At 61.2% G+C, this 26425-nt stretch carries 23 protein-coding genes; 12 read left to right on the forward strand and 11 right to left on the reverse strand.

The annotated features are described in order from the left end of the window. The first annotated feature begins 120 nt into the window (after positions 1-120). The 6 genes from radC (at position 121) to KDW95_RS18805 (ending at position 5757) form a co-directional block, all read left to right on the forward strand. A complete protein-coding gene (radC, locus tag KDW95_RS18780) occupies positions 121-795 on the forward strand; it encodes a RadC family protein (protein ID WP_255853308.1) in 675 nt (224 codons plus the stop codon). Positions 796-978: 183 nt separating this feature from the next. Next, on the forward strand, positions 979-1215 hold the full coding sequence (rpmB, locus tag KDW95_RS18785) for a 50S ribosomal protein L28 (RefSeq protein WP_026291631.1): 237 nt from the start codon (positions 979-981) through the stop codon (positions 1213-1215). An 11-nt stretch (positions 1216-1226) separates the two neighbouring features. Next, positions 1227-1397 carry a 50S ribosomal protein L33 gene (rpmG, locus tag KDW95_RS18790; RefSeq protein WP_254581066.1) on the forward strand — a complete coding sequence of 57 codons (171 nt, stop codon included), beginning with the start codon at positions 1227-1229 and terminating at the stop codon, positions 1395-1397. 510 nt (positions 1398-1907) lie between these two features. Further along, complete coding sequence (locus KDW95_RS23645; RefSeq protein ID WP_255853309.1) at positions 1908-4394, forward strand: retention module-containing protein; 2487 nt, start codon at positions 1908-1910, stop codon at positions 4392-4394. A 116-nt stretch (positions 4395-4510) separates the two neighbouring features. Beyond that, a complete protein-coding gene (locus KDW95_RS18800) occupies positions 4511-5107 on the forward strand; it encodes a VCBS domain-containing protein (protein ID WP_255853310.1) in 597 nt (198 codons plus the stop codon). A gap of 389 nt (positions 5108-5496) precedes the next feature. After that, on the forward strand, positions 5497-5757 hold the full coding sequence (locus KDW95_RS18805) for a VCBS domain-containing protein (RefSeq protein ID WP_255853311.1): 261 nt from the start codon (positions 5497-5499) through the stop codon (positions 5755-5757). Here KDW95_RS18805 and KDW95_RS18810 read toward each other — a convergent pair. Beyond that, a complete protein-coding gene (locus KDW95_RS18810) occupies positions 5693-5944 on the reverse strand; it encodes a hypothetical protein (RefSeq protein ID WP_255853312.1) in 252 nt (83 codons plus the stop codon). The two genes, KDW95_RS18805 and KDW95_RS18810, sit on opposite strands and share 65 nt — an antisense overlap. Positions 5945-5983: 39 nt before the next feature. On the opposite strand from KDW95_RS18810, the gene KDW95_RS18815 reads away from it, so the two are divergent. Continuing rightward, positions 5984-8746, forward strand: coding sequence for a VCBS domain-containing protein (locus tag KDW95_RS18815; protein ID WP_255853313.1), 2763 nt, complete (start codon positions 5984-5986; stop codon positions 8744-8746). Here the strand turns inward: KDW95_RS18815 and KDW95_RS18820 are convergent. Continuing rightward, complete coding sequence (locus KDW95_RS18820; protein WP_255853314.1) at positions 8728-8949, reverse strand: hypothetical protein; 222 nt, start codon at positions 8947-8949, stop codon at positions 8728-8730. The two genes, KDW95_RS18815 and KDW95_RS18820, sit on opposite strands and share 19 nt — an antisense overlap. 39 nt (positions 8950-8988) lie before the next feature. Here KDW95_RS18820 and KDW95_RS18825 point away from each other — a divergent pair, with 39 nt between their 5' ends. After that, a complete protein-coding gene (locus tag KDW95_RS18825) occupies positions 8989-13041 on the forward strand; it encodes a DUF5801 repeats-in-toxin domain-containing protein (protein ID WP_255853315.1) in 4053 nt (1350 codons plus the stop codon). Positions 13042-13108: 67 nt separating this feature from the next. Here KDW95_RS18825 and KDW95_RS18830 read toward each other — a convergent pair whose 3' ends face one another. Further along, positions 13109-13459 carry a 4a-hydroxytetrahydrobiopterin dehydratase gene (locus KDW95_RS18830; RefSeq protein WP_255853316.1) on the reverse strand — a complete coding sequence of 117 codons (351 nt, stop codon included), beginning with the start codon at positions 13457-13459 and terminating at the stop codon, positions 13109-13111. 91 nt (positions 13460-13550) lie between these two features. Beyond that, on the reverse strand, positions 13551-14348 hold the full coding sequence (gene phhA, locus KDW95_RS18835; RefSeq protein ID WP_255853317.1) for a phenylalanine 4-monooxygenase: 798 nt from the start codon (positions 14346-14348) through the stop codon (positions 13551-13553). 130 nt (positions 14349-14478) lie between these two features. On the opposite strand from phhA, the gene KDW95_RS18840 reads away from it, so the two are divergent. Beyond that, entirely contained in the window at positions 14479-14958 is a 480-nt protein-coding gene (locus KDW95_RS18840) for an Lrp/AsnC family transcriptional regulator (RefSeq protein ID WP_255853318.1), read from the forward strand. A 74-nt stretch (positions 14959-15032) separates the two neighbouring features. Here KDW95_RS18840 and KDW95_RS18845 read toward each other — a convergent pair whose 3' ends face one another. Further along, positions 15033-16454: an aminotransferase-like domain-containing protein gene (locus KDW95_RS18845; RefSeq protein ID WP_255853319.1), complete on the reverse strand. Its 1422-nt coding sequence runs from the start codon at positions 16452-16454 to the stop codon at positions 15033-15035. A 164-nt stretch (positions 16455-16618) separates the two neighbouring features. Here KDW95_RS18845 and KDW95_RS18850 point away from each other — a divergent pair, with 164 nt between their 5' ends. Then, positions 16619-17509: a DMT family transporter gene (locus KDW95_RS18850; RefSeq protein WP_255853320.1), complete on the forward strand. Its 891-nt coding sequence runs from the start codon at positions 16619-16621 to the stop codon at positions 17507-17509. Positions 17510-17552: 43 nt separating this feature from the next. On the opposite strand, the gene KDW95_RS18855 is transcribed toward KDW95_RS18850, so the two are convergent. From KDW95_RS18855 to KDW95_RS18875, 5 genes are all read right to left on the reverse strand, one after another. Next, positions 17553-18176, reverse strand: a complete 624-nt coding sequence (locus KDW95_RS18855; protein ID WP_255853321.1) for an N-carbamoylsarcosine amidohydrolase — start codon at positions 18174-18176, stop codon at positions 17553-17555. 1 nt (position 18177) lies between these two features. Further along, positions 18178-19215, reverse strand: coding sequence for a 2,5-dihydroxypyridine 5,6-dioxygenase (locus KDW95_RS18860; protein ID WP_255853322.1), 1038 nt, complete (start codon positions 19213-19215; stop codon positions 18178-18180). Positions 19216-19242: 27 nt separating this feature from the next. After that, on the reverse strand, positions 19243-20061 hold the full coding sequence (locus tag KDW95_RS18865) for an alpha/beta fold hydrolase (RefSeq protein ID WP_255853323.1): 819 nt from the start codon (positions 20059-20061) through the stop codon (positions 19243-19245). A gap of 22 nt (positions 20062-20083) precedes the next feature. Further along, complete coding sequence (locus tag KDW95_RS18870; protein ID WP_255856538.1) at positions 20084-20785, reverse strand: maleate cis-trans isomerase family protein; 702 nt, start codon at positions 20783-20785, stop codon at positions 20084-20086. Positions 20786-20872: 87 nt separating this feature from the next. Next, a complete protein-coding gene (locus tag KDW95_RS18875) occupies positions 20873-21835 on the reverse strand; it encodes an amidohydrolase family protein (protein WP_255853324.1) in 963 nt (320 codons plus the stop codon). Between the two features lie 312 nt (positions 21836-22147). Here KDW95_RS18875 and KDW95_RS18880 point away from each other — a divergent pair, with 312 nt between their 5' ends. Both KDW95_RS18880 and KDW95_RS18885 read left to right on the forward strand, forming a co-directional pair. Then, complete coding sequence (locus KDW95_RS18880) at positions 22148-25045, forward strand: FAD-dependent oxidoreductase (protein WP_255853325.1); 2898 nt, start codon at positions 22148-22150, stop codon at positions 25043-25045. 15 nt (positions 25046-25060) lie between these two features. Then, complete coding sequence (locus KDW95_RS18885) at positions 25061-25564, forward strand: aromatic-ring-hydroxylating dioxygenase subunit beta (protein WP_255853326.1); 504 nt, start codon at positions 25061-25063, stop codon at positions 25562-25564. A gap of 74 nt (positions 25565-25638) precedes the next feature. On the opposite strand, the gene KDW95_RS18890 is transcribed toward KDW95_RS18885, so the two are convergent. Next, positions 25639-26145, reverse strand: coding sequence for a MarR family winged helix-turn-helix transcriptional regulator (locus tag KDW95_RS18890; protein ID WP_255853327.1), 507 nt, complete (start codon positions 26143-26145; stop codon positions 25639-25641). Positions 26146-26425: the final 280 nt, after the last annotated feature.

The following is a 26425-nucleotide window of genomic DNA, read 5'->3' on the forward strand; positions in this document are numbered from 1 at the left end:
TAGGCGTGCGCAGCGCGAACTGTACCGGTGCTGAACGTAGCGGCTGCTAAGCTCCAGGGTGAAGCTGCTGTCAGTTTGCCTGGTGTCGGCAGGGCTCAAGACGACACAAGGAGGTGTCCAATGTCCATTTCAGACTGGCCGGCGCAGGAGCGTCCGCGCGAGCGGTTATTATCCTTGGGTGCGGCGGCATTGTCGGATGCCGAGCTGCTGGCGATCTTTTTGCGCACGGGCGTGAGCGGCAAGAGTGCCGTGGACCTGGCGCGAGAGCTGCTTGAGCGCTTTGGGGGCCTGCGCCCGTTGCTGGAAAGCAGTCGAGAGCACTTTTGCCAGGGCCAGGGGCTGGGGGATGCGAAGTATGCCCAGTTGCAGGCGGTGCTGGAAATGGCCCGGCGTCATCTGGAAGCCTCGCTGGAACGGGGCGATGCGCTGGAAAATCCGGCGGCGGTTCGGCGCTATCTCACGGCACGGCTGCGGCACCAGCCGCGTGAAGTCTTCGCCTGCCTGTTTCTGGATAACCGCCATCGGGTGATCCGGTTCGATGAGCTGTTTTTTGGCACCATCGATGCCGCATCGGTCTACCCCCGCGAGGTGGTCAAACGGGCGTTGGCGCATAACGCGGCGGCGCTGATTCTGGCGCACAATCATCCGTCCGGTGTGGCGGAGCCCTCGCTGGCGGATCAGCAGATTACGCGGCGCCTGGTCGACGCCCTGGCGCTGGTGGAGATTCGGGTGCTGGACCATATGGTGGTGGGCGATGCCGAGGTGGTGTCCTTTGCCGAGCGAGGTTTGTTGTAGCGGTTAATCGCTGCACAATTTTTCTGGTATCGCTGCGCTTGTTTGAGTATGATATGCGCCCTTCTGTCCTCCTGGTACGGGATTTAGTCCGGTTTTTGGACGCTCCGCCTGAGATAGCTGCTGCATTTGCTATCGATAAGTATCTGGACAGGGTTATATAAACTTTTCGAGAAGGTTTTCGAGATGTCTAAAGTTTGCATGGTTACCGGCAAGCGTCCGGTTACCGGGAACAACGTTTCCCACTCACAGCGTAAAACTCGCCGTCGTTTTCTGCCGAACCTGCACTGGCACCGTTTCTGGGTTGAGAGCGAGCAGCGTTTCGTGCGTCTGCGTGTATCTTCCAAAGGTATGCGTATCATCGATAAGAAGGGTATCGATTCGGTTCTGACCGAACTTCGTACCCGTGGCGAAAAGGTTTAAGGAGTTAGATCATGGCTGCTAAAGGCGCTCGTGAAAAAATCCGCTTGGTTTCCTCTGCCGGTACTGGTCACTTCTACACCACCGACAAGAACAAGCGCAACACACCGGAAAAGCTTGAATTCAAAAAGTACGATCCGGTTGTTCGTCAGCACGTAATGTACAAGGAAGCCAAGATCAAGTAATTGATCCGAGCTTGCTAAAGAGCCGGCCCTGTGGCCGGCTTTTTTATTTTATGTCCCTGTGTTTTCCGTGCGCTTTGTTCGCGCCGGCTTCCCTCTGCTCCGTCGAGCCTGTTGTATCTCCCGTCGCCTGCCTTCCTGTCCTCAGCTTCTTCGGTCTGTGCCGGCTGTTTCCGTGCAAGGCGATTTCGCGCTTTTGCAGCGCCTTGGCTGTAGTGTCGGGGTCGTTGGTGTAGCTCGTTGTTCATGTGCCGTCAGGCGTGTGAAGCGACATTGCTTGCCTAGCTTAAGCGTTTAGTCATTCTGTAGTCTTTGTGAAACATAGAAAATACTGTAATCCAATATTTTTCGCTAAATGTATATTTCTATTGGGTTAAATTTTAAGTGTCTTCTTTTGATGACATTTATTTTACTTTAGTTCACTTGTACCTCGGTACAATAGGTCTGGGTACGGATTTGTCCTATGGTGCCTGTCAGTCTGGAAAGGACTCGACTTAATAACGGAGATGATTCATGGCGATTGCGGAAGTGGCGGGTACTGTCAGCTTTATTACCGGAGCCGTAGTGGCTGTGAGTCAGGACGGAAGTGAGCGGTTGCTCGCGCTGGGCGACGATGTTTACAGCAACGAAACGGTGCGCACCGAAGAGGGCGCCCGCGTCGAGATCGCCAGCACCCTGGGGCATGAGATAGTGCTTGGCGCCGGCGAAGAGCTGTTGATGTCCACGCAGGAAGTCGCCAGTGACAGCTCTCAGGTTGCAGCACCGGTGGTAGCGGCGACCGTGTCGTCCGTGATGGGTACTGCCGTGGCCATCGCGGCCGATGGCAGTGAACGCATTTTAAGTGCCGGTGATCCGGTGTTTGAAGGCGAACTGCTACGTGTGGCCGCTGGCGGTCGTATCGAGCTGCAGAGCAACGCCGGAGAAACCGTCGAGTTGGTGGGCGGGCAGGACGTTCTGGTTGCACCTGAATTTCACACTGAGTTGGCGCGTTTCGACCCGTCCGAGTCGGTGGCTTCGAACGAGAGCGTCAACAAGGCGCTGGTGTCGGTCGGCGAGGTTGATGCCATCCAGAGTGCGATCCTGGCGGGCCAGGACCCGACGGCCATCGCTGAGGCGACGGCAGCCGGCCAGGCGCCGGGTGCCGGTGCCGCAGGCCCGGATGATTCGGGCAGCAGCTTCGTTATGATTGATCGTACCGGTCAGGAAGTGAGTCCCCAGGCAGGTTATAACACCAGCGGACTTTCTCGCAGCATCAGCAATGAGCGTACAGAAGATACCGGGCTGGTGAATAGCGCTCCCGGCGTCAGCGTCGACCCGGGCAACGGCCAGAACGGTGCAGAAGGTCCGGATGACAGCGTCAACGAAGCGGGTCTGGCCGGCGGTTCCGCCGCAGGTGACGGCAGCGATGCCGCCAGCGGTACCTTTACCCTGTCCGACGCCGATGGCCTGGACGACCTGGTCAGCGTCACCATCAACGGCAGCACCATCCTGATCGCTGATCTTGAAGGCAGCGTCATCGCCGGTGCCAACGGCCACGGCAACCTGACCATCGACAGCTACAACGCCGCCACCGGCGTGGCCAGCTACAGCTACCAGCTGAGCGGCCCGGTGACCGACGTTGACGGCGTGGCTGAGCAGGACCTGTTCACCCTGAGCGTGTCCGATGGCAGCGCCAGCTCCGCCAACAGCAGCATCACCATCGACATCGTTGACGATGTTCCCGTGGCGGTGGATGATGACAGCAAGGCCCTCGGCGAGGACGACAGCGCCGCCATCAGCGGCAACGTGCTGAGCAACGACCTGCACGGCAACGGGCGAAGCCGGTGCCGATGCGCCGGTGACCTTCGTGCAGTGGACCGGCAGCACCAGCGGCCAGTACGGCAGCTTCACCGACAACGGCAATGGCGGCTACAGCTACACGCTCAACACCGCCCATGCCGCGGTGCAGGGCTGGACGACGGTCAGAGCCTGACCGAGACGTTCAGCTACCAGATCACCGATGCCGATGGCGACACCGATACCGCCACCCTGACCCTGACCATCAACGGCAGCAACGACGGTCCGGGCGTCAGCGTCGACCCGGGTAACGTCGGCGGTGGTAACGACAGCGTCAACGAAGCGGGTCTGGCCGGCGGTTCCGCCGCGGGTGACGGCAGCGATGCCGCCAGCGGTACCTTTACCCTGTCCGACGCCGATGGCCTGGATGACCTGGTCAGCGTCACCATCAACGGCAGCACCATCCTGATCGCTGATCTTGAAGGCAGCGTCATCGCCGGTGCCAACGGCCACGGCAACCTGACCATCGACAGCTACAACGCCGCCACCGGCGTGGCCAGCTACAGCTACCAGCTGAGCGGCCCGGTGACCGACGTTGACGGCGTGGCTGAGCAGGACCTGTTCACCCTGAGCGTGTCCGATGGCAGCGCCAGCTCCGCCAACAGCAGCATCACCATCGACATCGTTGACGATGTTCCCGTGGCGGTGGATGACAGCAAGGCCCTGGGCGAAGACGACAGCGCCGCCATCAGCGGCAACGTGCTGAGCAACGACCTGCACGGCAACGGCGAAGCCGGTGCCGATGCGCCGGTGACCTTCGTGCAGTGGACCGGCAGCACCAGCGGCCAGTACGGCAGCTTCACCGACAACGGCAATGGCGGCTACAGCTACACGCTCAACACCGCCCATGCCGCGGTGCAGGGGCTGGACGACGGTCAGAGCCTGACCGAGACGTTCAGCTACCAGATCACCGATGCCGATGGCGACACCGATACCGCCACCCTGACCCTGACCATCAACGGCAGCAACGACGGTCCGGCGTCAGCGTCGACCCGGGGTAACGTAACGTCGGCGGTGGTAACGACAGCGTCAACGAAGCGGGTCTGGCCGGCGGTTCCGCCGCAGGTGACGGCAGCGATGCCGCCAGCGGTACCTTTACCCTGTCCGACGCCGATGGCCTGGATGACCTGGTCAGCGTCACCATCAACGGCAGCACCATCCTGATCGCTGATCTTGAAGGCAGCGTCATCGCCGGTGCCAACGGCCACGGCAACCTGACCATCGACAGCTACAAACGCCGCCACCGGCGTGGCCAGCTACAGCTACCAGCTGAGCGGCCGGTGACCGACGTTGACGGCGTGCCTGAGCAGGACCTGTTCACCCTGAGCGTGTCCGATGGCAGCGCCAGCTCCGCCAACAGCAGCATCACCATCGACATCGTTGACGATGTTCCCGTGGCGGTGGATGACAGCAGGCCCTGGGGCGAGGACGACAGCGCCGCCATCAGCGGCAACGTGCTGAGCAACGACCTGCACGGCAACGGCGAAGCCGGTGCCGATGCGCCGGTGACCTTCGTGCAGTGGACCGGCAGCACCAGCGGCCAGTACGGCAGCTTCACCGACAACGGCAATGGCGGCTACAGCTACACGCTCAACACCGCCCATGCCGCGGTGCAGGGGCTGGACGACGGTCAGAGCCTGACCGAGACGTTCAGCTACCAGATCACCGATGCCGATGGCGACACCGATACCGCCACCCTGACCCTGACCATCAACGGCAGCAACGACGGTCCCGGCGTCAGCGTCGACCCGGGTAACGTCGGGCGGTGGGTAACGACAGCGTCAACGAAGCGGGTCTGGCCGGCGGTTCCGCCGCAGGTGACGGCAGCGATGCCGCCAGCGGTACCTTTACCCTGTCCGACGCCGATGCCTGGATGACCTGGTCAGCGTCACCATCAACGGCAGCACCATCCTGATCGCTGATCTTGAAGGCAGCGTCATCGCCGGTGCCAACGGCCACGGCAACCTGACCATCGACAGCTACAACGCCGCCACCGGCGTGGCCAGCTACAGCTACCAGCTGAGCGGCCCGGTGACCGACGTTGACGGCGTGCCTGAGCAGGACCTGTTCACCCTGAGCGTGTCCGATGGCAGCGCCAGCTCCGCCAACAGCAGCATCACCATCGACATCGTTGACGATGTTCCCGTGGCGGTGGATGACAGCAAGGCCCTGGGCGAGGACGACAGCGCCGCCATCAGCGGCAACGTGCTGAGCAACGACCTGCACGGCAACGGGCGAAGCCGGTGCCGATGCGCCGGTGACCTTCGTGCAGTGGACCGGCAGCACCAGCGGCCAGTACGGCAGCTTCACCGACAACGGCAATGGCGGCTACAGCTACACGCTCAACACCGCCCATGCCGCGGTGCAGGGGCTGGACGACGGTCAGAGCCTGACCGAGACGTTCAGCTACCAGATCACCGATGCCGATGGCGACACCGATACCGCCACCCTGACCCTGACCATCAACGGCAGCAACGACGGACGGTCCCGGCGTCAGCGTCGACCCGGGCAACGTCGGCGGTGGTAACGACAGCGTCAACGAAGCGGGCCTGGCCGGCGGTTCCGCCGCGGGTGACGGCAGCGATGCCGCCAGCGGTACCTTCACCCTGTCCGACGCCGATGGCCTGGACGACCTGGTCAGCGTCACCATCAACGGCAGCACCATCCTGATCGCCGACCTTGAAGGCAGCGTCATCCCCGGTGCCAACGGTCATGGCAACCTGACCATCGACAGCTACAACGCCGCCACCGGCGTGGCCAGCTACAGCTATCAGCTCAGCGGCCCGGTGACCGACGTTGACGGCGTGCCTGAGCAGGACCTGTTCACCCTGAGCGTGTCCGATGGCAGCGCCAGCTCCGCCAACAGCAGCATCACCATCGACATCGTTGACGATGTTCCCGTGGCGGTGGATGACAGCAAGGCCCTGGGCGAAGACGACAGCGCCGCCATCAGCGGCAACGTGCTGAGCAACGACCTGCACGGCAACGGCGAAGCCGGTGCCGATGCGCCGGTGACCTTCGTGCAGTGGACCGGCAGCGCCAGCGGCCAGTACGGCAGCTTCACCGACAACGGCAATGGCGGCTACAGCTACACGCTCAACACCGCCCATGCCGCGGTGCAGGGGCTGGACGACGGTCAGAGCCTGACCGAGACGTTCAGCTACCAGATCACCGATGCCGATGGCGACACCGATACCGCCACCCTGACCCTGACCATCAACGGCAGCAACGACGGTCCCGGCGTCAGCGTCGACCCGGGTAACGTCGGCGGTGGCAACGACAGCGTCAACGAAGCGGGTCTGGCCGGCGGTTCCGCCGCAGGCGATGGCAGCGATGCCGCCAGCGGTACCTTTACCCTGTCCGACGCCGATGGCCTGGATGACCTGGTCAGCGTCACCATCAACGGCAGCACCATCGCCATCGCCGACCTTGCAGGCAGCGTCATCGCCGGTGCCAACGGCCACGGCAACCTGACCATCGACAGCTACAACGCCGCCACCGGCGTGGCCAGCTACAGCTACCAGCTGAGCGGCCCGACCACCGACGTTGATGGCGTGGCTGAGCAGGACCTGTTCACCCTGAGCGTGTCCGATGGCAGCGCCAGCTCCGCCAACAGCAGCATCACCATCGACATCGTTGACGATGTTCCCGTGGCGGTGGATGACAGCAAGGCCCTGGGCGAAGACGACAGCGCCGCCATCAGCGGCAACGTGCTGAGCAACGACCTGCACGGCAACGGCGAAGCCGGTGCCGATGCGCCGGTGACCTTCGTGCAGTGGACCGGCAGCACCAGCGGCCAGTACGGCAGCTTCACCGACAACGGCAATGGCGGCTACAGCTACACGCTCAACACCACCGCCCATGCCGCGGTGCAGGGGCTGGACGACGGTCAGAGCCTGACCGAGACGTTCAGCTACCAGATCACCGATGCCGATGGCGACACCGATACCGCCACCCTGACCCTGACCATCAACGGCAGCAACGACGGTCCTGGCGTCAGCGTCGACCCGGGCAACGTCGGCGGTGGCAACGACAGCGTCAACGAAGCGGGTCTGGCCGGCGGTTCCGCCGCAGGTGACGGCAGCGATGCCGCCAGCGGTACCTTTACCCTGTCCGACGCCGATGGCCTGGACGACCTGGTCAGCGTCACCATCAACGGCAGCACCATCCTGATCGCTGATCTTGAAGGCAGCGTCATCGCCGGTGCCAACGGCCACGGCAACCTGACCATCGACAGCTACAACGCCGCCACCGGCGTGGCCAGCTACAGCTACCAGCTGAGCGGCCCGGTGACCGACGTTGACGGCGTGGCTGAGCAGGACCTGTTCACCCTGAGCGTGTCCGATGGCAGCGCCAGCTCCGCCAACAGCAGCATCACCATCGACATCGTTGACGATGTTCCCGTGGCGGTGGATGACAGCAAGGCCCTCGGCGAGGACGACAGCGCCGCCATCAGCGGCAACGTGCTGAGCAACGACCTGCACGGCAACGGCGAAGCCGGTGCCGATGCGCCGGTGACCTTCGTGCAGTGGACCGGCAGCACCAGCGGCCAGTACGGCAGCTTCACCGACAACGGCAATGGCGGCTACAGCTACACGCTCAACACCGCCCATGCCGCGGTGCAGGGGCTGGACGACGGTCAGAGCCTGACCGAGACGTTCAGCTACCAGATCACCGATGCCGATGGCGACACCGATACCGCCACCCTGACCCTGACCATCAACGGCAGCAACGACGGTCCGGGCGTCAGCGTCGACCCGGGTAACGTCGGCGGTGGTAACGACAGCGTCAACGAAGCGGGTCTGGCCGGCGGTTCCGCCGCGGGTGACGGCAGCGATGCCGCCAGCGGTACCTTTACCCTGTCCGACGCCGATGGCCTGGATGACCTGGTCAGCGTCACCATCAACGGCAGCACCATCCTGATCGCTGATCTTGAAGGCAGCGTCATCGCCGGTGCCAACGGCCACGGCAACCTGACCATCGACAGCTACAACGCCGCCACCGGCGTGGCCAGCTACAGCTACCAGCTGAGCGGCCCGGTGACCGACGTTGACGGCGTGGCTGAGCAGGACCTGTTCACCCTGAGCGTGTCCGATGGCAGCGCCAGCTCCGCCAACAGCAGCATCACCATCGACATCGTTGACGATGTTTCCGTGGCGGTGGATGACAGCAAGGCCCTGGGCGAAGACGACAGCGCCGCCATCAGCGGCAACGTGCTGAGCAACGACCTGCACGGCAACGGCGAAGCCGGTGCCGATGCGCCGGTGACCTTCGTGCAGTGGACCGGCAGCACCAGCGGCCAGTACGGCAGCTTCACCGACAACGGCAATGGCGGCTACAGCTACACGCTCAACACCGCCCATGCCGCGGTGCAGGGGCTGGACGACGGTCAGAGCCTGACCGAGACGTTCAGCTACCAGATCACCGATGCCGATGGCGACACCGATACCGCCCACCCTGACCCTGACCATCAACGGCAGCAACGACGGTCCCGGCGTCAGCGTCGACCCGGGTAACGTCGGCGTGGTAACGACAGCGTCAACGAAGCGGGTCTGGCCGGCGGTTCCGCCGCAGGTGACGGCAGCGCGATGCCGCCAGCGGTACCTTTACCCTGTCCGACGCCGATGGCCTGGATGACCTGGTCAGCGTCACCATCAACGGCAGCACCATCCTGATCGCTGATCTTGAAGGCAGCGTCATCGCCGGTGCCAACGGCCACGGCAACCTGACCATCGACAGCTACAACGCCGCCACCGGCGTGGCCAGCTACAGCTACCAGCTGAGCGGCCCGGTGACCGACGTTGACGGCGTGCCTGAGCAGGACCTGTTCACCCTGAGCGTGTCCGATGGCAGCGCCAGCTCCGCCAACAGCAGCATCACCATCGACATCGTTGACGATGTTCCCGTGGCGGTGGATGACAGCAAGGCCCTGGGCGAGGACGACAGCGCCGCCATCAGCGGCAACGTGCTGAGCAACGACCTGCACGGCAACGGCGAAGCCGGTGCCGATGCGCCGGTGACCTTCGTGCAGTGGACCGGCAGCACCAGCGGCCAGTACGGCAGCTTCACCGACAACGGCAATGGCGGCTACAGCTACACGCTCAACACCGCCCATGCCGCGGTGCAGGGGCTGGACGACGGTCAGAGCCTGACCGAGACGTTCAGCTACCAGATCACCGATGCCGATGGCGACACCGATACCGCCACCCTGACCCTGACCATCAACGGCAGCAACGACGGTCCCGGCGTCAGCGTCGACCCGGGTAACGTCGGCGGTGGTAACGACAGCGTCAACGAAGCGGGTCTGGCCGGCGGTTCCGCCGCAGGTGACGGCAGCGATGCCGCCAGCGGTACCTTTACCCTGTCCGACGCCGATGGCCTGGATGACCTGGTCAGCGTCACCATCAACGGCAGCACCATCCTGATCGCTGATCTTGAAGGCAGCGTCATCGCCGGTGCCAACGGCCACGGCAACCTGACCATCGACAGCTACAACGCCGCCACCGGCGTGGCCAGCTACAGCTACCAGCTGAGCGGCCCGGTGACCGACGTTGACGGCGTGCCTGAGCAGGACCTGTTCACCCTGAGCGTGTCCGATGGCAGCGCCAGCTCCGCCAACAGCAGCATCACCATCGACATCGTTGACGATGTTCCCGTGGCGGTGGATGACAGCAAGGCCCTGGGCGAGGACGACAGCGCCGCCATCAGCGGCAACGTGCTGAGCAACGACCTGCACGGCAACGGCGAAGCCGGTGCCGATGCGCCGGTGACCTTCGTGCAGTGGACCGGCAGCACCAGCGGCCAGTACGGCAGCTTCACCGACAACGGCAATGGCGGCTACAGCTACACGCTCAACACCGCCCATGCCGCGGTGCAGGGGCTGGACGACGGTCAGAGCCTGACCGAGACGTTCAGCTACCAGATCACCGATGCCGATGGCGACACCGATACCGCCACCCTGACCCTGACCATCAACGGCAGCAACGATGGCCCCGGCGTCAGCGTCGACCCGGGCAACGTCGGCGGTGGTAACGACAGCGTCAACGAAGCGGGCCTGGCCGGCGGTTCCGCCGCGGGTGACGGCAGCGATGCCGCCAGCGGTACCTTCACCCTGTCCGACGCCGATGGCCTGGACGACCTGGTCAGCGTCACCATCAACGGCAGCACCATCCTGATCGCCGACCTTGAAGGCAGCGTCATCCCCGGTGCCAACGGTCATGGCAACCTGACCATCGACAGCTACAACGCCGCCACCGGCGTGGCCAGCTACAGCTATCAGCTCAGCGGCCCGGTGACCGACGTTGACGGCGTGCCTGAGCAGGACCTGTTCACCCTGAGCGTGTCCGATGGCAGCGCCAGCTCCGCCAACAGCAGCATCACCATCGATATCATTGATGACGTGCCGAGCATCAGTGTTGCCGCCGGCAGTCTTGATGGTGTCAGTCTGCTGACGCAGGATGCAGAAACAGGTGATGACGCAAACCCTGATACGGCCACCAGTGCAGCGGCATTTGACGGCGTCTTCAGTGTTAGCAGTAGCGCCGGCGGGGCTGATGGTCAGTCCGGTGCCATCAGCTGGAATTATGCGCTGAGTCTGAGCGTCGTTTCAGGTACGGCATCCGGCCTTAAGAGTGGCGGCGTTGCTGTCAAATTGTATCAGCTGGCCGACGGCACCATTGTTGGCAGTACCAGCCCAACAGCTCCGGTGGTTATCGATGACGCAGTGGTATTCAGTCTGGGCGTGGACGGTGCAGGTGTCGTTACTCTGAGTCAGTATGCGGCACTGGATCACGGTATTGCCGAGACCGAAGGCGCTTATGACGATGATGTGTTGAGTCTCGCCAGTAACCTGGTGAACCTGACCGGTACGGCCACCATCACTGACAATGATGGTGACAGTACCAGCCATAGTCAGAGCGTCGACCTGGGGGGGACGGTCAGTTTCGCGGATGATGGCCCGACGGTCACTCTGACAATCGGCAGTGATAGCCGGGTAACCCTTAAAACGCAGGATGCTGAAACGCTTGGTAACCTGACCGATACAGCAACCAGCAATGCGGCCTTTGGGGTTGCCATCATTGCTTCGCTGAGCTCCGGTGCTGATAGCGTTCAGGCCAGCGGACTCAGTTATGTGCTGAGCCTGACGTCCCAGGGGGCTGACAGTCTGCTGACCAGCGGTTCCGAAGCGGTGTATCTGTACACCCTGGCGGACGGCACCCTGGTAGGTTCAACGGCGACCACCAATCCTGGCAGTGTGGATGCCTCAGTGGTGTTCAGTCTCAGTGTCGACAGTGATGGCAAAGTGACTCTGAGCCAGCATCAGGCGCTGGATCATGCTACGGCCAGTACGTCGGGTTTTGAGAGTGATGTGCTGATTCTGAGCAATGGTCTGGTGAACCTCCAGGTCACCTATTCGATCACCGATGGTGATGGCGATTCGGCGACCAGCACCAAAACCATCGATCTGGGCGGGAACGTCCAGTTCGCGGACGATGGTCCGTCGCTGGCGGCAACTAACCTGGTGATCGCCAATGAGACCGGCACTTACAGTGGCACTTATGCGTTCGATGTCGGGGCTGATGTGCAGTCATTTGCTGACAGCTTTGATGGCAGTGCGCTGCAATGGACCAATGCTGAGCCCGGCTACAGCCTCGAGTATGATGCGGCGGGCTCGAATGCCAGTCAGCAGCTGTACAAGGGCGTGTATGAAGACGGTGGGGATTCATTCACCTTCTTCACGCTACAGGTCAACGCCGATGGTACCTATGACTTCAACATGGTCACGCCGGACCCCGTGATCGAGAAGGAAACATCCAGCTTGCTGAGCGGCATTTCCGGGGGCTCGAACCTCGCGTCCTATACCTTCGGGGCGTCCCAGTTTGGTGGCGAGTTTGAGATTGTGGTGACCGGGAAGTCGCATGGGGGGGCCGATACGCTGACCATCTCGTCCACCGACCTGGGTGTGAGCGATAACGTCATGCACGGCAACAAGACTGACGTGCTGCGCTTTGACGTGCAGCAGGTGGCGGGGCGGACCGGGGTGCTGTCGGAACTGACCATCCAGATTTCCAACACCGCGGGCGTGAAGATCACTGATACGGTCGGTATCAGAATTCACTACACCACTGGCCCTGACGATACTTATGCTGAAGCGATCGGGGCTGATTACAGCATCACCATGGCAGCGGATCCGTCGCGGGAGGTGGAATATATGCAGCTGTTCCCGGCGAATAGCGATGTCAGCTTCAAGATCACCGGCTTGTCCGGCAAGTACGTCACCAGCGAGTTCCCGGATGACTATGCGCTGGACTTCACGCTCAGCGGGTCCGATTCGGATGGCGACTCGGCCTCGGCCAGCTTCTCGGTGAATGTGAACGCCACGGACAACGGTTCGGCGCTGATCGAGGGCACTTCAGGCAGCGATACGCTCTTTGGCACCGCCAGCAACGATATCCTCACGGGGCACGATGGTGCGGATCTCTTCGTCTGGAGCGATGGTGATGAGGGTGGCGTGGGACCAGGCCTGTTCGCCGAAGATACCGTAACGGACTTCAACCCATCCGAAGGCGATGTGCTGGATCTGTCGGATCTTCTGGTGGGTGAAACCGAGGCCACCCTGGATGCCTACCTGTACCTGGATGACAACGGTACCGACAGCACGCTTTATGTCAGCACGAGCGGCAATATGAATGCTGCCGATGCGACCGAGGCGGCGACCAAGGCCGATCAGGTGATTAACCTGACCGACCTTAGCGGTACTGATCTAGATGCGCTGCTTGCCAGCGGTAATCTGACGGTAGACAACAGCTAACGCCTGCTGTCTCGCCTGAAACCCAAAAGCCGGCTGATGCCGGCTTTTTTGTGTCTGGGCGGCAGGCTCAGTTGCCGACGATGGCATCCAGCTTGGCGGCGCAGATAAAGTCGTTGTCCGACAGGCCGTTCACGGCGTGGGTACAAAAGCGCACGGTGCAGTAACCCCAGCCCATGCGGATATCCGGGTGGTGGTTTTGCTGGTCGGCCAGGAAACAGGCCGCATTGGTGGTATAGACCGCCTTGGCAAACCCCTTGAAGCGGAAATCCCGCTCGATATAACTGGCATCTTCGGCCAGTTCCCAGTCCTGGTGCAGCTGCGGCATCAGCGCCTGGGCTTCGGCAGGGGTCAGTGCCGGTATGCCGCCTTCGCAGGGTACACAGGTCTGGCCGGCCAGGTCACAGAATGAGTCGCTCATGGGGTCTCCTCCTTGGTATTCGTAGTTTTCAGCAGTCAATGAAGTTGGCATTGCGTTTGGGTCTGCCAATTCAGTGCATCCGTTCAGTACATCAGTTTAGCGTGGCTTTGGGGGTGTAGCGGGGCGGGTGCAGCCCCAGTGCCTGGGCATCGTGAATGGCCGCCAGGATGTCGGTGTCGATCAGGGCGCGCAACTGATCGAGGCCCTCGAGTACAAAGTACAGCGGCTGGTGAATGTCGATCCGGTAGGGGGTGCGCAGCACATTCATCAGGTCGAATGGCTGGCGCTCGGCTAGCGGACTTTCGATCGCGTAGGGTAACTCACTGGCGGAGGACGCGAGCCCGGCGCCCAGCGCCCTGATCTGGCCGTGTTCGCGGATCAGGCCGAATTCCACGGTAAACCAGTACAACCGTGCCAGCCAGACATGATCCTGGGGTCGGGCCTGGGTCCCCAGTACGCCGATATGGTGCGAGAACTCGGCAATGTCGGGATGGGTCAGTAGCGGCGTGTGGCCGAAGATTTCATGGAAAATATCCGGTTCCTGCAAATATTCCAGCTCCTCGCGCGAACGCATAAAGGAGGCCGCCGGAAAGATGCGCGAAGACAGCAGCTGATAGAAACGATCAAAGGGGATCAGCGCCGGTACCGGCGTAACGCGCCAGCCGGTAGCCTGCTGTAGCTGTTGTGACACCTCGGCGCACTGCGGAATCCGGTCGGGCGCGAGGGCCAGCGTTGCCAGTCCATCGGTGAACACCCGGCTGCAATAGCGTTGCGCCTGTCGTTGCTGCGGGCGGTACAGGGTTTGCCAGACCGAGTCTTCCTCGGCGCTGTAGGGGATCAGGCCCAGAGCGTCGGGTTGGTGAGCCTGGTAGCGACTTGTTGTTTTCATGCTGATCTCTCGAACAGGACTCTATACCCATTAGAGTATCGAAGTGCCCGGGAAATTTGCTTGCTCTGTTAAGAAAATTACCGCAGGGTCTGAAATTATATTTCTTATAATTTTATTTTTGGGTAATAAAATGTCTGAAAAGGTCAAGCTGGACAAGACGGATCGGCGTTTGTTGCGCGAACTGCAACGCAACGGCCGCATCAGCAACCAGGAGCTGGCCGAGCGCACCAGCCTGTCCACGGCACCCTGCTGGCGCCGGCTGAAAAAGCTTGAAGACAGTGGTGTGATCAATCGCTATGTCGCGCTGCTGGACAGCCGCAAGCTGGGGATGCAGACCATGGCCTTTATCCATCTGTCGCTGCTGGATCACAGCGATGCCAGCATTGCCGCCATCGATGACTTCGTCGAACAATCACCGGAGGTGATGGAGTGTTATGCCATCACCGGCAGCGAGGACTACCTGCTGCGCATAGTGGCAGAGGACATGGAAGCGCTGGAGCGTTTCATGATGCAAAAGCTGCTCAAGCTCAAGGGCGTCAAGTCGACCAACAGCTCCCTGGTTCTGCGCCAGAAGAAATACACCACTGAACTGCCGATCGGTGATGCGTAGTTGGGAATTGGTAAATGGTTATTCGTGATTCGTGATTCGTGATTGGTGATTCGTAGTTGGTGATTGGTGATTGGTCATGTGACGGGTTTGAGCTGCGCGCGGATCAGGTCCCCCAGTGCCTCGATGGCTTGCAGGTAGTAGGGCGTGGCTTCGAAGGTGCTGTAGTTCAGGCGAATGCAGTGGGCAAAGCGGTCATCGCTGGCAAAGAGGCTGCCGGGGGTAATGCCGATGCCCGCCTGCTGGGCTGCCCGGTAGAGTCGATCACCGTCGAAGCCGGTGGGCAGTTCGATCCAGCAGAGAAAGCCGCCCTGGGGGATCAGCGGCACGGCGCAGGCCGGCCAGTAGCGGTATATGGCCTCGAGCAGCAAGCCCAGGCGTGACTGGTAGCGCCGGCGTACCTGGCGCAGGTGGCGTTCGTAGCGATTGTCGGCGAGAAAATCCGCCGCGGCCTGCTGCAGGATGCCGGGGGAGGCCAGGGTGGTGACATACTTGAGGTAGTTCACCTGCTCATAATAGCGTCCCGGCATGATCCAGCCGATGCGTATATCGGAATCCAGAGTCTTGGACAGCGAGCTGCACAGCAGCACCCGTCCCTGGCTATCCAGGCTCTTGAGCGGCGGTGGGCGGCTGCCCTGATGGCAAAGTTCGCCGAACACATCGTCTTCGATAATGGGCAGGTCCTGGGCCTCGGCCAGTTGCAGCAGGCGCTGACGCGCGGCTGTCGGCATGCAGGCGCCGGTGGGGTTGTTGAAGCTTGGATTGGTGAGAATGGCCTTGACCGGCCAGCGTGTCAGCGCCTGCTCGAGCGCCTCCATGTCCATTCCCGTGTGGGGATGCCCGGGAATCTCCAGCGCCCGCATGCCAAGGGCTTCAATGCACTGCAGGGTGCCGTAGAAGCAGGGTGACTCCACCGCGATGGTGTCCCCGGGGCGTGCCAGCGCCAGCAGGGCCAGGGTGACGGCTTCCTGGGTGCCGTTGGTGATCACGATGTCGTCGGCGTCGGCCTGTACCTGGGTGGCGTTGCAGCGCCGTGCCAGCTGTGCCCGCAGCGCATGCAGGCCCGGCGGGGCAACATAGTGGCTGTTGCCGCCGGGCGCTGTGGCGATCTCCCTGGCATGGCGTGACAGTCGTCGGTAAAAATACTCCCGCGCGCTGCAGCGGGCATCCGGGTCTGCGCTGCCCAGTGGCACCAGCCGGGCATTCTGGGCCGCACCTATGATCGCCAGCGCCGTGGCCCCGAGCTTCACCTGGCGCGGTTCCGGTCGGGCCTCGCTGGTCTGGCTAAGGGCGCGGGCACGCACGTAGTAACCCGAACGGGGACGCGGCTCGATCAGTTGCTCGTCCTCCAGCAGCATGTAGGCATGGATGACGCTGTTGCGACCAATGTTGAGCCTGGTGGACAGCTCGCGGATTGAGGGCAGCGGGTCACCCGGGCGCAGTTGCTGCTCCAGTATCTGGCTGCGCAGCAGTTCGGCGGTCTGTTCGTATATTTTCATGGGTACAGTCTAGCTATTTGTCGGGCAGGCTGTCTCCGCGAATGCGACTGTACCCATCCAAATAACGGCATCCTGTGTCTTTTCTCAGAATGGACTTCGTCCTAAGCTGCTCCCTTTTAAACCGGCGTCGGCAATCGGGATGCCCAGTCTCCAAGGATCCATGCATGAGTGATTTTCAGACACGGCTGGTACGCTGGGTACCGCTGTTGTTCGTCCTGCTCTGGAGTACCGGCTTTATCGGTGCCAAGTACGGCCTGCCCTACATCGAACCCTTTTACCTGCTGTTTATCCGCATGCTGCTGACCCTGGTGGTGTTTGCCCTGCTGATGCGTCTGTTCCGGGCGAAGGGGCTGGGCCTGCGCCAGGCACTGCACCAGATGGTGGTCGGGCTGCTGGTGCATGGCGCTTACCTGGGAGGCGTGTTTGCCGCGATCAGCTGGCAGATGCCGGCGGGTATAGCTTCTCTGCTGGTCGGTCTGCAACCGTTGCTCACCGCGCTGATCGCCTGGCAGTGGCTGGGCAGCCGGTTGCGAGCGCTGCAGTGGGGCGGTTTGCTGCTGGGACTGCTGGGTGTGGCACTGGTGCTGGCAGGGCGCGGTTCGGGCGCGTCCGGCGAACTGGTTTGGCCGGCGTTGCTTGCGGTGCTGCTGGCCCTGGTGGGGATTTCCATCGGCACCCTGTACCAGAAGCGTTTCGGCCAGGGTGTCGATCTGCTCAGCGGCACCTTTTACCAGTACCTGTCGACGGCACTGCTGATGGGGCTGCTGAGCTTTGGCTTCGAAAGCCGCGACGTGGACTGGCAGCCGGAGCTTTTCCTGGCGCTGTTCTGGCTGGTCGTCGGATTGTCGGTCTCGGCCATCATGCTGCTGATGCTGATGATTCGCGAAGGCGAGGCCGCAAGGGTGGCCAGTTACTTTTACCTGGTACCGCCGGTCACGGCGCTGGAAGCCTGGTGGCTGTTCGATGAGAGCCTGGCGCCTGTGGCGCTGGGGGGCATCGCGGTGGCGGTGCTGGGTGTGTACCTGGTGATCAGGCCGGCGCGGGCGGCGCTCTGAAACCGGTGCGGATGGCCGCCGGCTTCAGAGCGTATTTCAAGAGTTACAGCCTGGCCGTGGCGGCCAAGGCCTCATCCCGCGTCATGACGCAGGCATATTTCTGTTCCATGTCGAACAGGTTGGCGGCATGGGGTTCCAGCGCCCGGTCGCCGACGCAGTCCGACAGTACCAGAGGCCTGAAACCGTGGGACATGGCGTCGACGACGCTGGCCCGCACACAGCCGCTGGTCACGGCGCCAGCGACAATCAGTGTCTGCACACCGCGCTGGGCCAGCCAGGGCGCCAGGGAGGTGCCAAAAAAGGCCGAAGGCACGGTTTTTCGAACTACATATTCACCGGGCTCTGGTGTTAACTGCGGCACGATCTGGCTGCTGGGGTCTTCTTCCTTCAGGCCCAGCATGCCGGGAACCTTGAGGGAGAAAATGTTGTGGTCGGCGCCGTCGTCGGCATAGACGATGCGGCTGTGGGCAACCGGCCAGCCAAGGCGCCTGGCGGCGTCCAGCAGTGGCACCGTATTGGCGATGGCCTCGGGAATATTGCCACCGCCGAAGATCTCGGGATCAGCAAAGCCGTTGACGAAATCGATGATCAGCAGGCCGATCGGCGCGCGGATTTCCAGCGCAGAGCCAAAGCCCTGGCGAGCGTAAGTGTTGATGTCGTTACTCATGTCAGTGTCCATCCAGTACCTTGCCGTTGCGCACCATGTCGACACCGTCCAGGCGAACGGTGCAGCCGCGCAGCGGGATATCGATATGGCAGGCTGTGGTGCGCGAACCGCCGGCTTCATTGTTGGGCCCGAAGGAGAACAGGAAGTTGCCCTCATAGGCGCGCGCATCCATGCCGATGGTGGCTTCGCGGTCGTACAGGCCCAGGGTGCTCCAGTGAGCGCGGGGCTGCAGACCCCAGCCGATATGGGAAAAGGCATAGGCTTCTGGATCGTTGAACGAGGCCATGTAGGCGCTGAGCAACTCGGCATCGACACCGCCCTCTATGCGGGTGGCGTAGCCGTTTTCGATGGTGATGGAGATTGGCTCGCTGACGTAGCTCTTCTGTGGCAGCAGGATGTCGCCGCGGTCGATGACAATTCGCCCCTCGGCACTGCCCTCGTTGGGCCAGGTGAGGGCGAAGCCGCTGGGCCAGTGATCCCAGCGTCCCGGTTCATCAACATAACCGTATTCGCTGATCGCCGGAAAATCGCCCAGGGCGAAGCGAATATCGGTGCCGGCGTCGGAGACGGTGTGCATTTCACGAGCCTGACGAATCCGCGCGCTGGCAGCCCTGACCCGCTCCCGGTCGGCAGCGTTGGGCAGCAGCCGAACCAGCACTTCCGGCGGCTCGACTGCCAGCAGGATCTTGGTGCCGCTTTTCAGGATGTCGTGCTGTTCGGGGGAGAACAGCAGGGTCATCAGGTCCAGCACCAGGTCGCTTTCCTTCAGCGCAGCAATCGCGGCACGGTTGCCGGTCAGCGGCGTGGTGCCCAGGTACGCCAGGGCATCGCGGCTCAGCGCCTTGTCGGCATTCACGGGCGGCAAATCCAGGCGGTTGACGACGGCGCCCATGGACTGGGTCGCCACCAGGGCGGCAGACAGTGTCTGCGGGTGGGTGTTGGCACTGGTCAGAATGGTGACACTCTGACCGGGCTCCAGGTTTGACAGCTTCAATACCTGTTGCCAGGCGCTGATCATTTCGAAATCGCTGACGGGCATGCTGTGCTCCTCGTCGTGATGGTTGTCTCAGGGATGCACGGGGGCACCGAGAAAGTGGCCGAAGGCCTTGTAGAATCCTTCCTCGTTGTCCCAGGGAATCATGTGACCTGCGTCGGGAACATGGACGACCTCAAGGTTGGACAACAGTGTTTGCAGCTCCTGGATATCCACCTGCTGGATCACATCGCCGCGTTCGGCCACCATCAGCAGGGTGGCGGCGCGGATGGACGGCAGGTCGGCATGGAAGTCGTCACGGTGGAAATCGTCAAAGCTTTCACGGATCGCACGCTCATCGCAGGTATGCAGCCACTGGGCCCGCAGCTGCAGCTGTTGCTGGGTCCAGCTCGGGCAGAATTCCTTCATGTCCGCGGCTGTCATGCCCTGTTGCGCCATGCGAATGGAGTCGATGTACCAGGGCAGTTTCGAGGGGTAGGCACGCCGGCCCGGGCCGGACATGGGCGGGTCGACCATGACCAGCCGCTGCAGGCCTTCAGGTTGTGAGCGGGCGGCTCGGGCACCAATGCGTGCGCCCATGGAGTGGCCGACGACGCTGTAGCGGTTCAGGCCCAGTGCCTGGACAAACGCCAGCAAATCGGCGGCCTGGGCATCGACACTGTAATCGAGGCTGTCCGAGGCTTCGGACAGGCCGCGACCACGGACATCCAGTACGTAGGTATCGAAGTGCGCGCCGAAACGCTCGGCGACAAAGCCCCAGGTCACCGCCGGGCTGGTGATGCCGGGCACAATGACAACGGCATCGCGGCCGGGTTGCTCGCCGCCATAGCGCAGGTAGTGTTGCCGAATGCCGTTAGCCTGGACATGGCCACCATACAGAAAGGTACTCATATATCTGTCTCCGTTGAGGGTCTCAGTAGGCGCCGGACAGCAGCGCGCCGGCGCCGGGCACCACGGCCTCGAGCTCAAGTTTCTTCAGCATCGCGTAGGTTGTGGAGATGGCGGCGGTAATCACCGGTTTGCCCGTCTGGGCTTCGACGCGGGATACGGCCGGCAGGGAGGGCATCTGTACACAGGCGGACAGCACTATGGCGTCGACATCGCTGGTGTTCATTTCTGCAACGATGCCGGGCAGGCGCATGGGATCATGCCGGGCGACGTCAAGGTTGTCGGGTATTTCCAGTGCGCGGTAGTCCACCACCTCAAAGCCCTCGTTGCGGATGTAGTCGACGACCATCTCGGTCAGCGGCTTCATGTAGGGGGCAACCAGTGCGATGCGTTTGGCACCGATGACCTTGAGGGCATCCACCAGAGCGCCGGCGCTGGTGACGATCGGGGTCAGGGCATCATTCTCCCGGGTACGCTGGATCAGGCGCGATTCGGATTCGCGGTGGTAGCCCAGTCCCATGGACATGATGGCCACCAGGCAGGCATAGCCCATGACATCAACGCGGGCGTCGCTGAGTTCCAGCGCACAGCGGTCGGACTCGGCGTCCATGGCGGAAAGTTCTTCCTTGCTCACGGTTTTCATGCGCATGCGGCTTGAATGAAAGGTGAAGCGTTCCGGGCGAATCTGCTGGCGCGCGGTCAGCATGGCCGGGATTTCAGTTTCCATGGTGATATTGGAGCTGGGGACTATCTGTCCGATGCGATAGGTTTTCTGCATGATCATTTCCTGCATTCTGGAGTGTCGAGGGGAGTGTCAGAGTTTGAGCAGTCGGGCGGCATTGCCCTGGCAAAGCTGTTGCCGGGTGCTGTCATCCAGCGGTGCCTGTTCGATGAAATCCGCCGCGACCGACGATGATTCATAGGGGTAATCCACCGAGAACATGACGGCGTCCGCACCCATCTCGCCGATGGCGCCGGCCAGGGATGGGGCCGAGCAGACCCCGGAGGTGGTGATGAAAATATTGCGGCCGAAGTATTCCGAGGGCTTGAGTTTCAATTGGACGCCGTGGGGATAGGCCTCGAAACGGCTGTCAAAGCGCCAGCGCAGGAACGGCAGGCCTTCCCCCATATGACCGATGATCAGTTTCAGGCGCGGGAAGCGATCAAATACGCCGCCAAACAGCAGCCTTAGTGCATGACTACCCGTTTCCACGCCCCAGCCCCAGGTGGCACCGGCCAGTTCCGGGTGGCCCTCGCAGGCTGCCAGTGGCGCGCAGGGGTCGGTGGGGTGCAGATAGAGCGGTACATCCAGTGCCTGCATGCGCTCCCAGAAGGGGTCGAAGGCGGGGTCGTCGTAGTAAGTGCCCTGGGTGTGGCCATTGACCAGAGCGCCCTTGAATCCGAGCTCGGCAACGGCCCGCCCCAGTTCGTCCGAGGCGGCGACCGGGTCCTGCATCGGCAGGCAGGCAAAACCCGCATAGCGGGTCGGATGGCGCGCTATCTGGGCGGCCAGAAAGTCATTGTTGTCCCGCGCCTTCGTAATGGCGGTTGCGGTGTCCTGCTCGGCCTGGACGCCGGGTCCCGTCTGTGACAGCACCGCCATGTCGATCCCGGCGCTGTCCATTGCAGCTAGCCTGATGTCGTCGAAATCGGCCAGTGCGCGGGCCAGTTGCTGGAAGACCTCGGGTTCCAGGTGCTGCTGGAAACTCTTGGAATAGTGCTCAAATCCGGGTGCCATGAAGTGCTCTTCAAGGGCGATTTTTCGAATTTTATCCACCTTGCACATCCTTTATCGGGTTGAAGACGAGGCCCTTTGGGGCCGGATGTTCCTGCTTGCTGTCCTGTACAGATACCGTGCAATGCCGGTCGCTGTTTCAGTTCGCGAGCTGGAAATACTGAACTTGATAATTAATCAGTATACTGACTAAATGGAAATTGGCAACGCCGTTCATGCAATCCTGTAGCGAGTCATTCCGCTCTTGCCGGGGCTGTGCAGACAACGTGAATGGCTTGTATTCGAATAAATGATCAGTATACTGATTATATTCCTGTTCAGTTTGCGAACAGGTCAAGAACAAGAGGGAATACTATGGCTTGGCACTTCCTGGGAGCTCAAGAGTCGCTGCTGGCTGAGGGCGAAGTGAAGGCGATAACGGTCGACGACATGCCGGTGGCGCTCTACCGCCTGGCCGACCAGTACTACGCGACCCATAACATCTGCACCCATCAAACGGCGTTGTTGTCCGAAGGCTTTATTGAAGATGGCAGTATCGAATGTCCTCTGCATCAGGGGAGGTTCGATATCCGCTCAGGCAAGGCCCTGTGTGCGCCACTTAAAGAAAATCTGCGAACCTTCCGGGTACGTACAGACGCCGATGGTGTCTTTGTCGACGTGACCCAGTCGGCGGAGCCGCCTGCTGCGGGCCGCGAGAACAACCTGATCGCCAGCACTGCGACTGCGGACGCAGCGGGTGGCGAGTCTGCAGCCCCGGACACTCGTACATTCGTGATCGTCGGCGGCGGTCAGGCAGCGGCCAGTGCGATCCAGACGCTGCGTGAGCAGGGGTTCACCGGCAGCATTCAGGTGGTCAGCGAAGAGTGGCACGCCCCTTACGAGCGTCCACCCCTGTCCAAGGATGTACTGCTAGGGCGTACCGGGCCTGATGCCAGTCAGCTGCTGAGCATGGAGCGCTTGAAGGCTATGGGGGTCGAGTTCCGTCCCGGGGTTCGGGCAGTCGAGCTCGATACCGCTGAGCGGCAGCTGACGCTGAGTGATGGCGTCCGGCTGGGGTATGACCGCTTGCTGCTGGTGACCGGCGCGCGTCCCCGTGTCCCTGATCTTCCCGGGTTCAATTTGCCCCAGGTCTTTGTGCTCAGAAGTCTGGATGATGCGCTGGCACTGCGGCGGGTGCTGGGCCCTGGGCGCCGGGTCGGCATTGTCGGCGGTGGTTTTATTGGCCTGGAAGTGGCATCGACGGCGGCCGAACTGGGCGCTGAAGTTGTGGTCGTGGAAGCCAATCGGAGCATTCTGTCCCGGGTGCTGCATCCGCGGGCGGCAATGCGGGTCCATCAGGCGGCCGAACGCAAGGGCGTACGCTTTATCACCTCTGCCCGTACCCTGGGGCTGCAGCAAACGGCCACGGGCCTGCGGATTGACCTTGAGGGTGCAGCTTCGCCGGAAGTTGACCTGGTGGTGGTCGGCATCGGGGCTCAGCCCAACTCTGAACTGGCCGAGCAGGGGGGGCTTGCCGTGCAGAACGGCATCCGTGTCGACAGCTGCGGCCGTACCTCCGTGCCGGAGGTCTATGCCGCGGGTGATGTGGCAACCTGGCCAGACAGTCCGGATGGGCGCCGCCTTGAGTCCTGGCAAAACGCTCAGGAGCAGGCCGCTGTTGCGGCGCGTCATATGGCGGGGGATGAAAGCGCAGTCTACAGCGTGCAGCCCTGGTTCTGGTCGGATCAGTTCGGCATGAACATACAGTTGATCGGCGTGCCCTCGCCCGGTGACGAGGTGCTGGTCGATGAGCAGCAAGGTGACGCGGGCGCGGTCTATTACCTGCACAACGGCGAGCGATTGACGGGCATGGTGGTCTTTGATCGGCCCCAGGCGCTGCGCGCCGGCCGGCAATGGCTGACCCAGGGGCTGTCGGTTGAGCAGCTAAAACGTCAGCTTGAATCCCATCATTCATCCCGGCCAGGCTCTGACATGCCTGGCGCCGGACGCATTATCGCGACATCAGGAGCTAATAATATGAATATCGCTGATTACTACCGCTGGCCGGAAGAAGGACTGACACGCATTCCCGACTGGGTCTATACCGATGCCAGTATTTATCAGCTGGAGGTCGAAAAGATCTTCCATGGTAAAACCTGGAACTATGTTGCGCTGGAGGCGGAGATTCCCCTGGCAGGCGATTATGTCCGCAGTTTTGTTGGGCCGACACCGGTGGTGGTGAGCCGTGATGACGACGGTGAGGTGAATGTTTTCCTCAATCGCTGTGCCCATCGTGCGGCGGAGTTTTGCCGCGAGACCAGGGGCAACACCAAGGAATTCGTCTGCCCCTATCATCAGTGGTCCTACGATCTGAAGGGTAACCTGGCAGGGGTACCGTTTCGCCGCGGGGTGAATGGCAAGGGTGGCATGCCCAAGGACTTCAAGAACTGTGACCATGGATTGAAGAAGCTGAATGTCACCAGCCGTGGCGGCGTTATTTTCGCATCCTTTGACCCGGACATGATTCCGTTGGCCGATTATCTCGGTGCCGAGGTGCTGGCGGAGTTCGATGCCACTTTCGACGGCCGCAAGTTAAAGGTGTTGGGCCACTATCGGAACACGATGCCGGGCAACTGGAAGCTCTATCACGAGAACCTGAAAGACCCCTACCATGCGACCTTGCTGCACACCTTCCTGGTGACATTTGGCTTGTTGGTGGCGGGCAACAGCTCGCAGATGCTGGCCGACCCGACGGGCCTGCACGGGGTCATGGCGTCGGCGCGCGGTGATAACGTCAATGTTGATGACCGCAAGGAAATGCGTGCCTACCGGGAAGACTTCAAACTCGAAGACGGCCAGTTGCTGGAGTATGTCGCCGAGTTCGATTCACCCTGGACGGTGACCATGTCGACGATTTGGCCCAACCTGATCGTGCAGCGCGAGCTCAATACGCTGGGTGTACGCCAGATTGTGCCCAATGGTCCCAATGAAATGGTCATGAACTGGACCATGTTCGGCTTTGAAGGGGACAGCGATGAGATGCTCAATCATCGCATGCGCCAGGGCAACCTGATGGGGCCGGCGGGCTTCCTGGGGCTGGAGGATAACGAGGCGATGAAGTTTGTGCAGGACGGCATGAAACGCTCGGTGCCGGGGGAACATGTGGTGGAACTCGATCCGAATACGCAAACCGGAACCTCGGATACGCTGATTTCGGAATCGGCAATTCGTGGCATGTATCGCAGCTGGCGTGAAATTCTGGGCATTTCCTGAAAGAGGGCATCAAGCATGAATATTGAAACACTGGTAGCAGAGAATAATCTGATGGCCCTCACGGCCCTGGTGGCCGATTTTAATTCGGCTTATGCCCAGGTGCTGGATGACGGCAGTCTTAAGGACTGGCCACAGTTTTTTACAGCGGATGCGGTATACAAAATTACATCGCGGGAAAACTTTGATCAGGGCCGGCCGGTTGGATTGGTCTATTGCGATGGTCTGTCCATGATAAAAGACCGGGCCCTGGCGATCGATTATACCGCGATGTTTGCACCGCGATATCTTCGCCATTTTATTACCAATACACGCGTTGAAAAAATTGAGTCTAATGAACTGGTGGTGTCGGCAAACTATATGCTGATGCAGACGCTGCAAGATAAGCCAGAAGCGCGTGTTCACCAGGTGGGTAAATACATGGATCGCTTTTCGATTGAGGGTGGGCGGTTGCAACTGAAACAGCGGATTTGTGTTTACGATAATACCTTGCTGGATAACTCCCTGGTATACCCGGTGTAAATACCAGCCGCTTCATGGAGCCGGGACCTGGATGCTTGATCCAGGTTCCGGTATTTGAAAGGTGACATAACGCCTTACTTCGGTTTGAAGTCGGTGCGCCCCAAGTGGTTGTTTTCCATAACAAGGCGGTGCAAAAGCTCGAGGAAGGAATCGGCTTCCGATGCGGACAACGGTGCCATCAGCTTGGCCTGGGCGCTACGCATGGATTCGAACATGTCCTTGAGTACGCGCATCCCTTCATCCGTGAGGCTGACGAGGCGCATGCGACGGTCGTGTTCGGCAGTCTTGCGCACGATCAGCCCCCGGTTTTCCAGGCGACGGAGAACATCCGCGACGTTCGTACGGTCGATGCCGACTTCACGGGCAAGCGATATCTGATCGATATCCGGGTTATCCGCCAGTTCCGTCAGCAGGCCGTACTGAATCGGCGTTAGGTTAAATTCCGAACACTCTTCAATGAAGAGTGCCTGATGAATTTGATGGGCTCTGCGAATCAGAAAGCCGGGGCGTCGCCATAGGGGCATAGGATTTTCAAAGCCTTCTCTATCAGGTTTTTTAGATTCTTGATGATTTTTATTCATTTAAACAGGGTCCTTGATTCAGCATTTGATAGCGGCCTTTAATAGTATTCATTCAATACCGTTGTTTTGCATGTTTTTCAAGCACGGAATCTTGCAACGCCCTATTTTGGGGCAAATCCGCAAGCTGAATGAATTCGTTATTTTCCGCTTTTTCCCTCTTGTGGACAGATAAACGATATACTAACATCATCAGTGTACTGATCAAATGTTTGGTGCAGGGGTAAAGCCCTCGGCCAACAGGATCACTCAGAAAAGGTGCTTAAGAGATGCGTCAACAACA

Origin of the sequence: Marinobacterium rhizophilum (assembly GCF_024397915.1) — a bacterium.
GTDB lineage: Bacteria > Pseudomonadota > Gammaproteobacteria > Pseudomonadales > Balneatricaceae > Marinobacterium_A > Marinobacterium_A rhizophilum_A.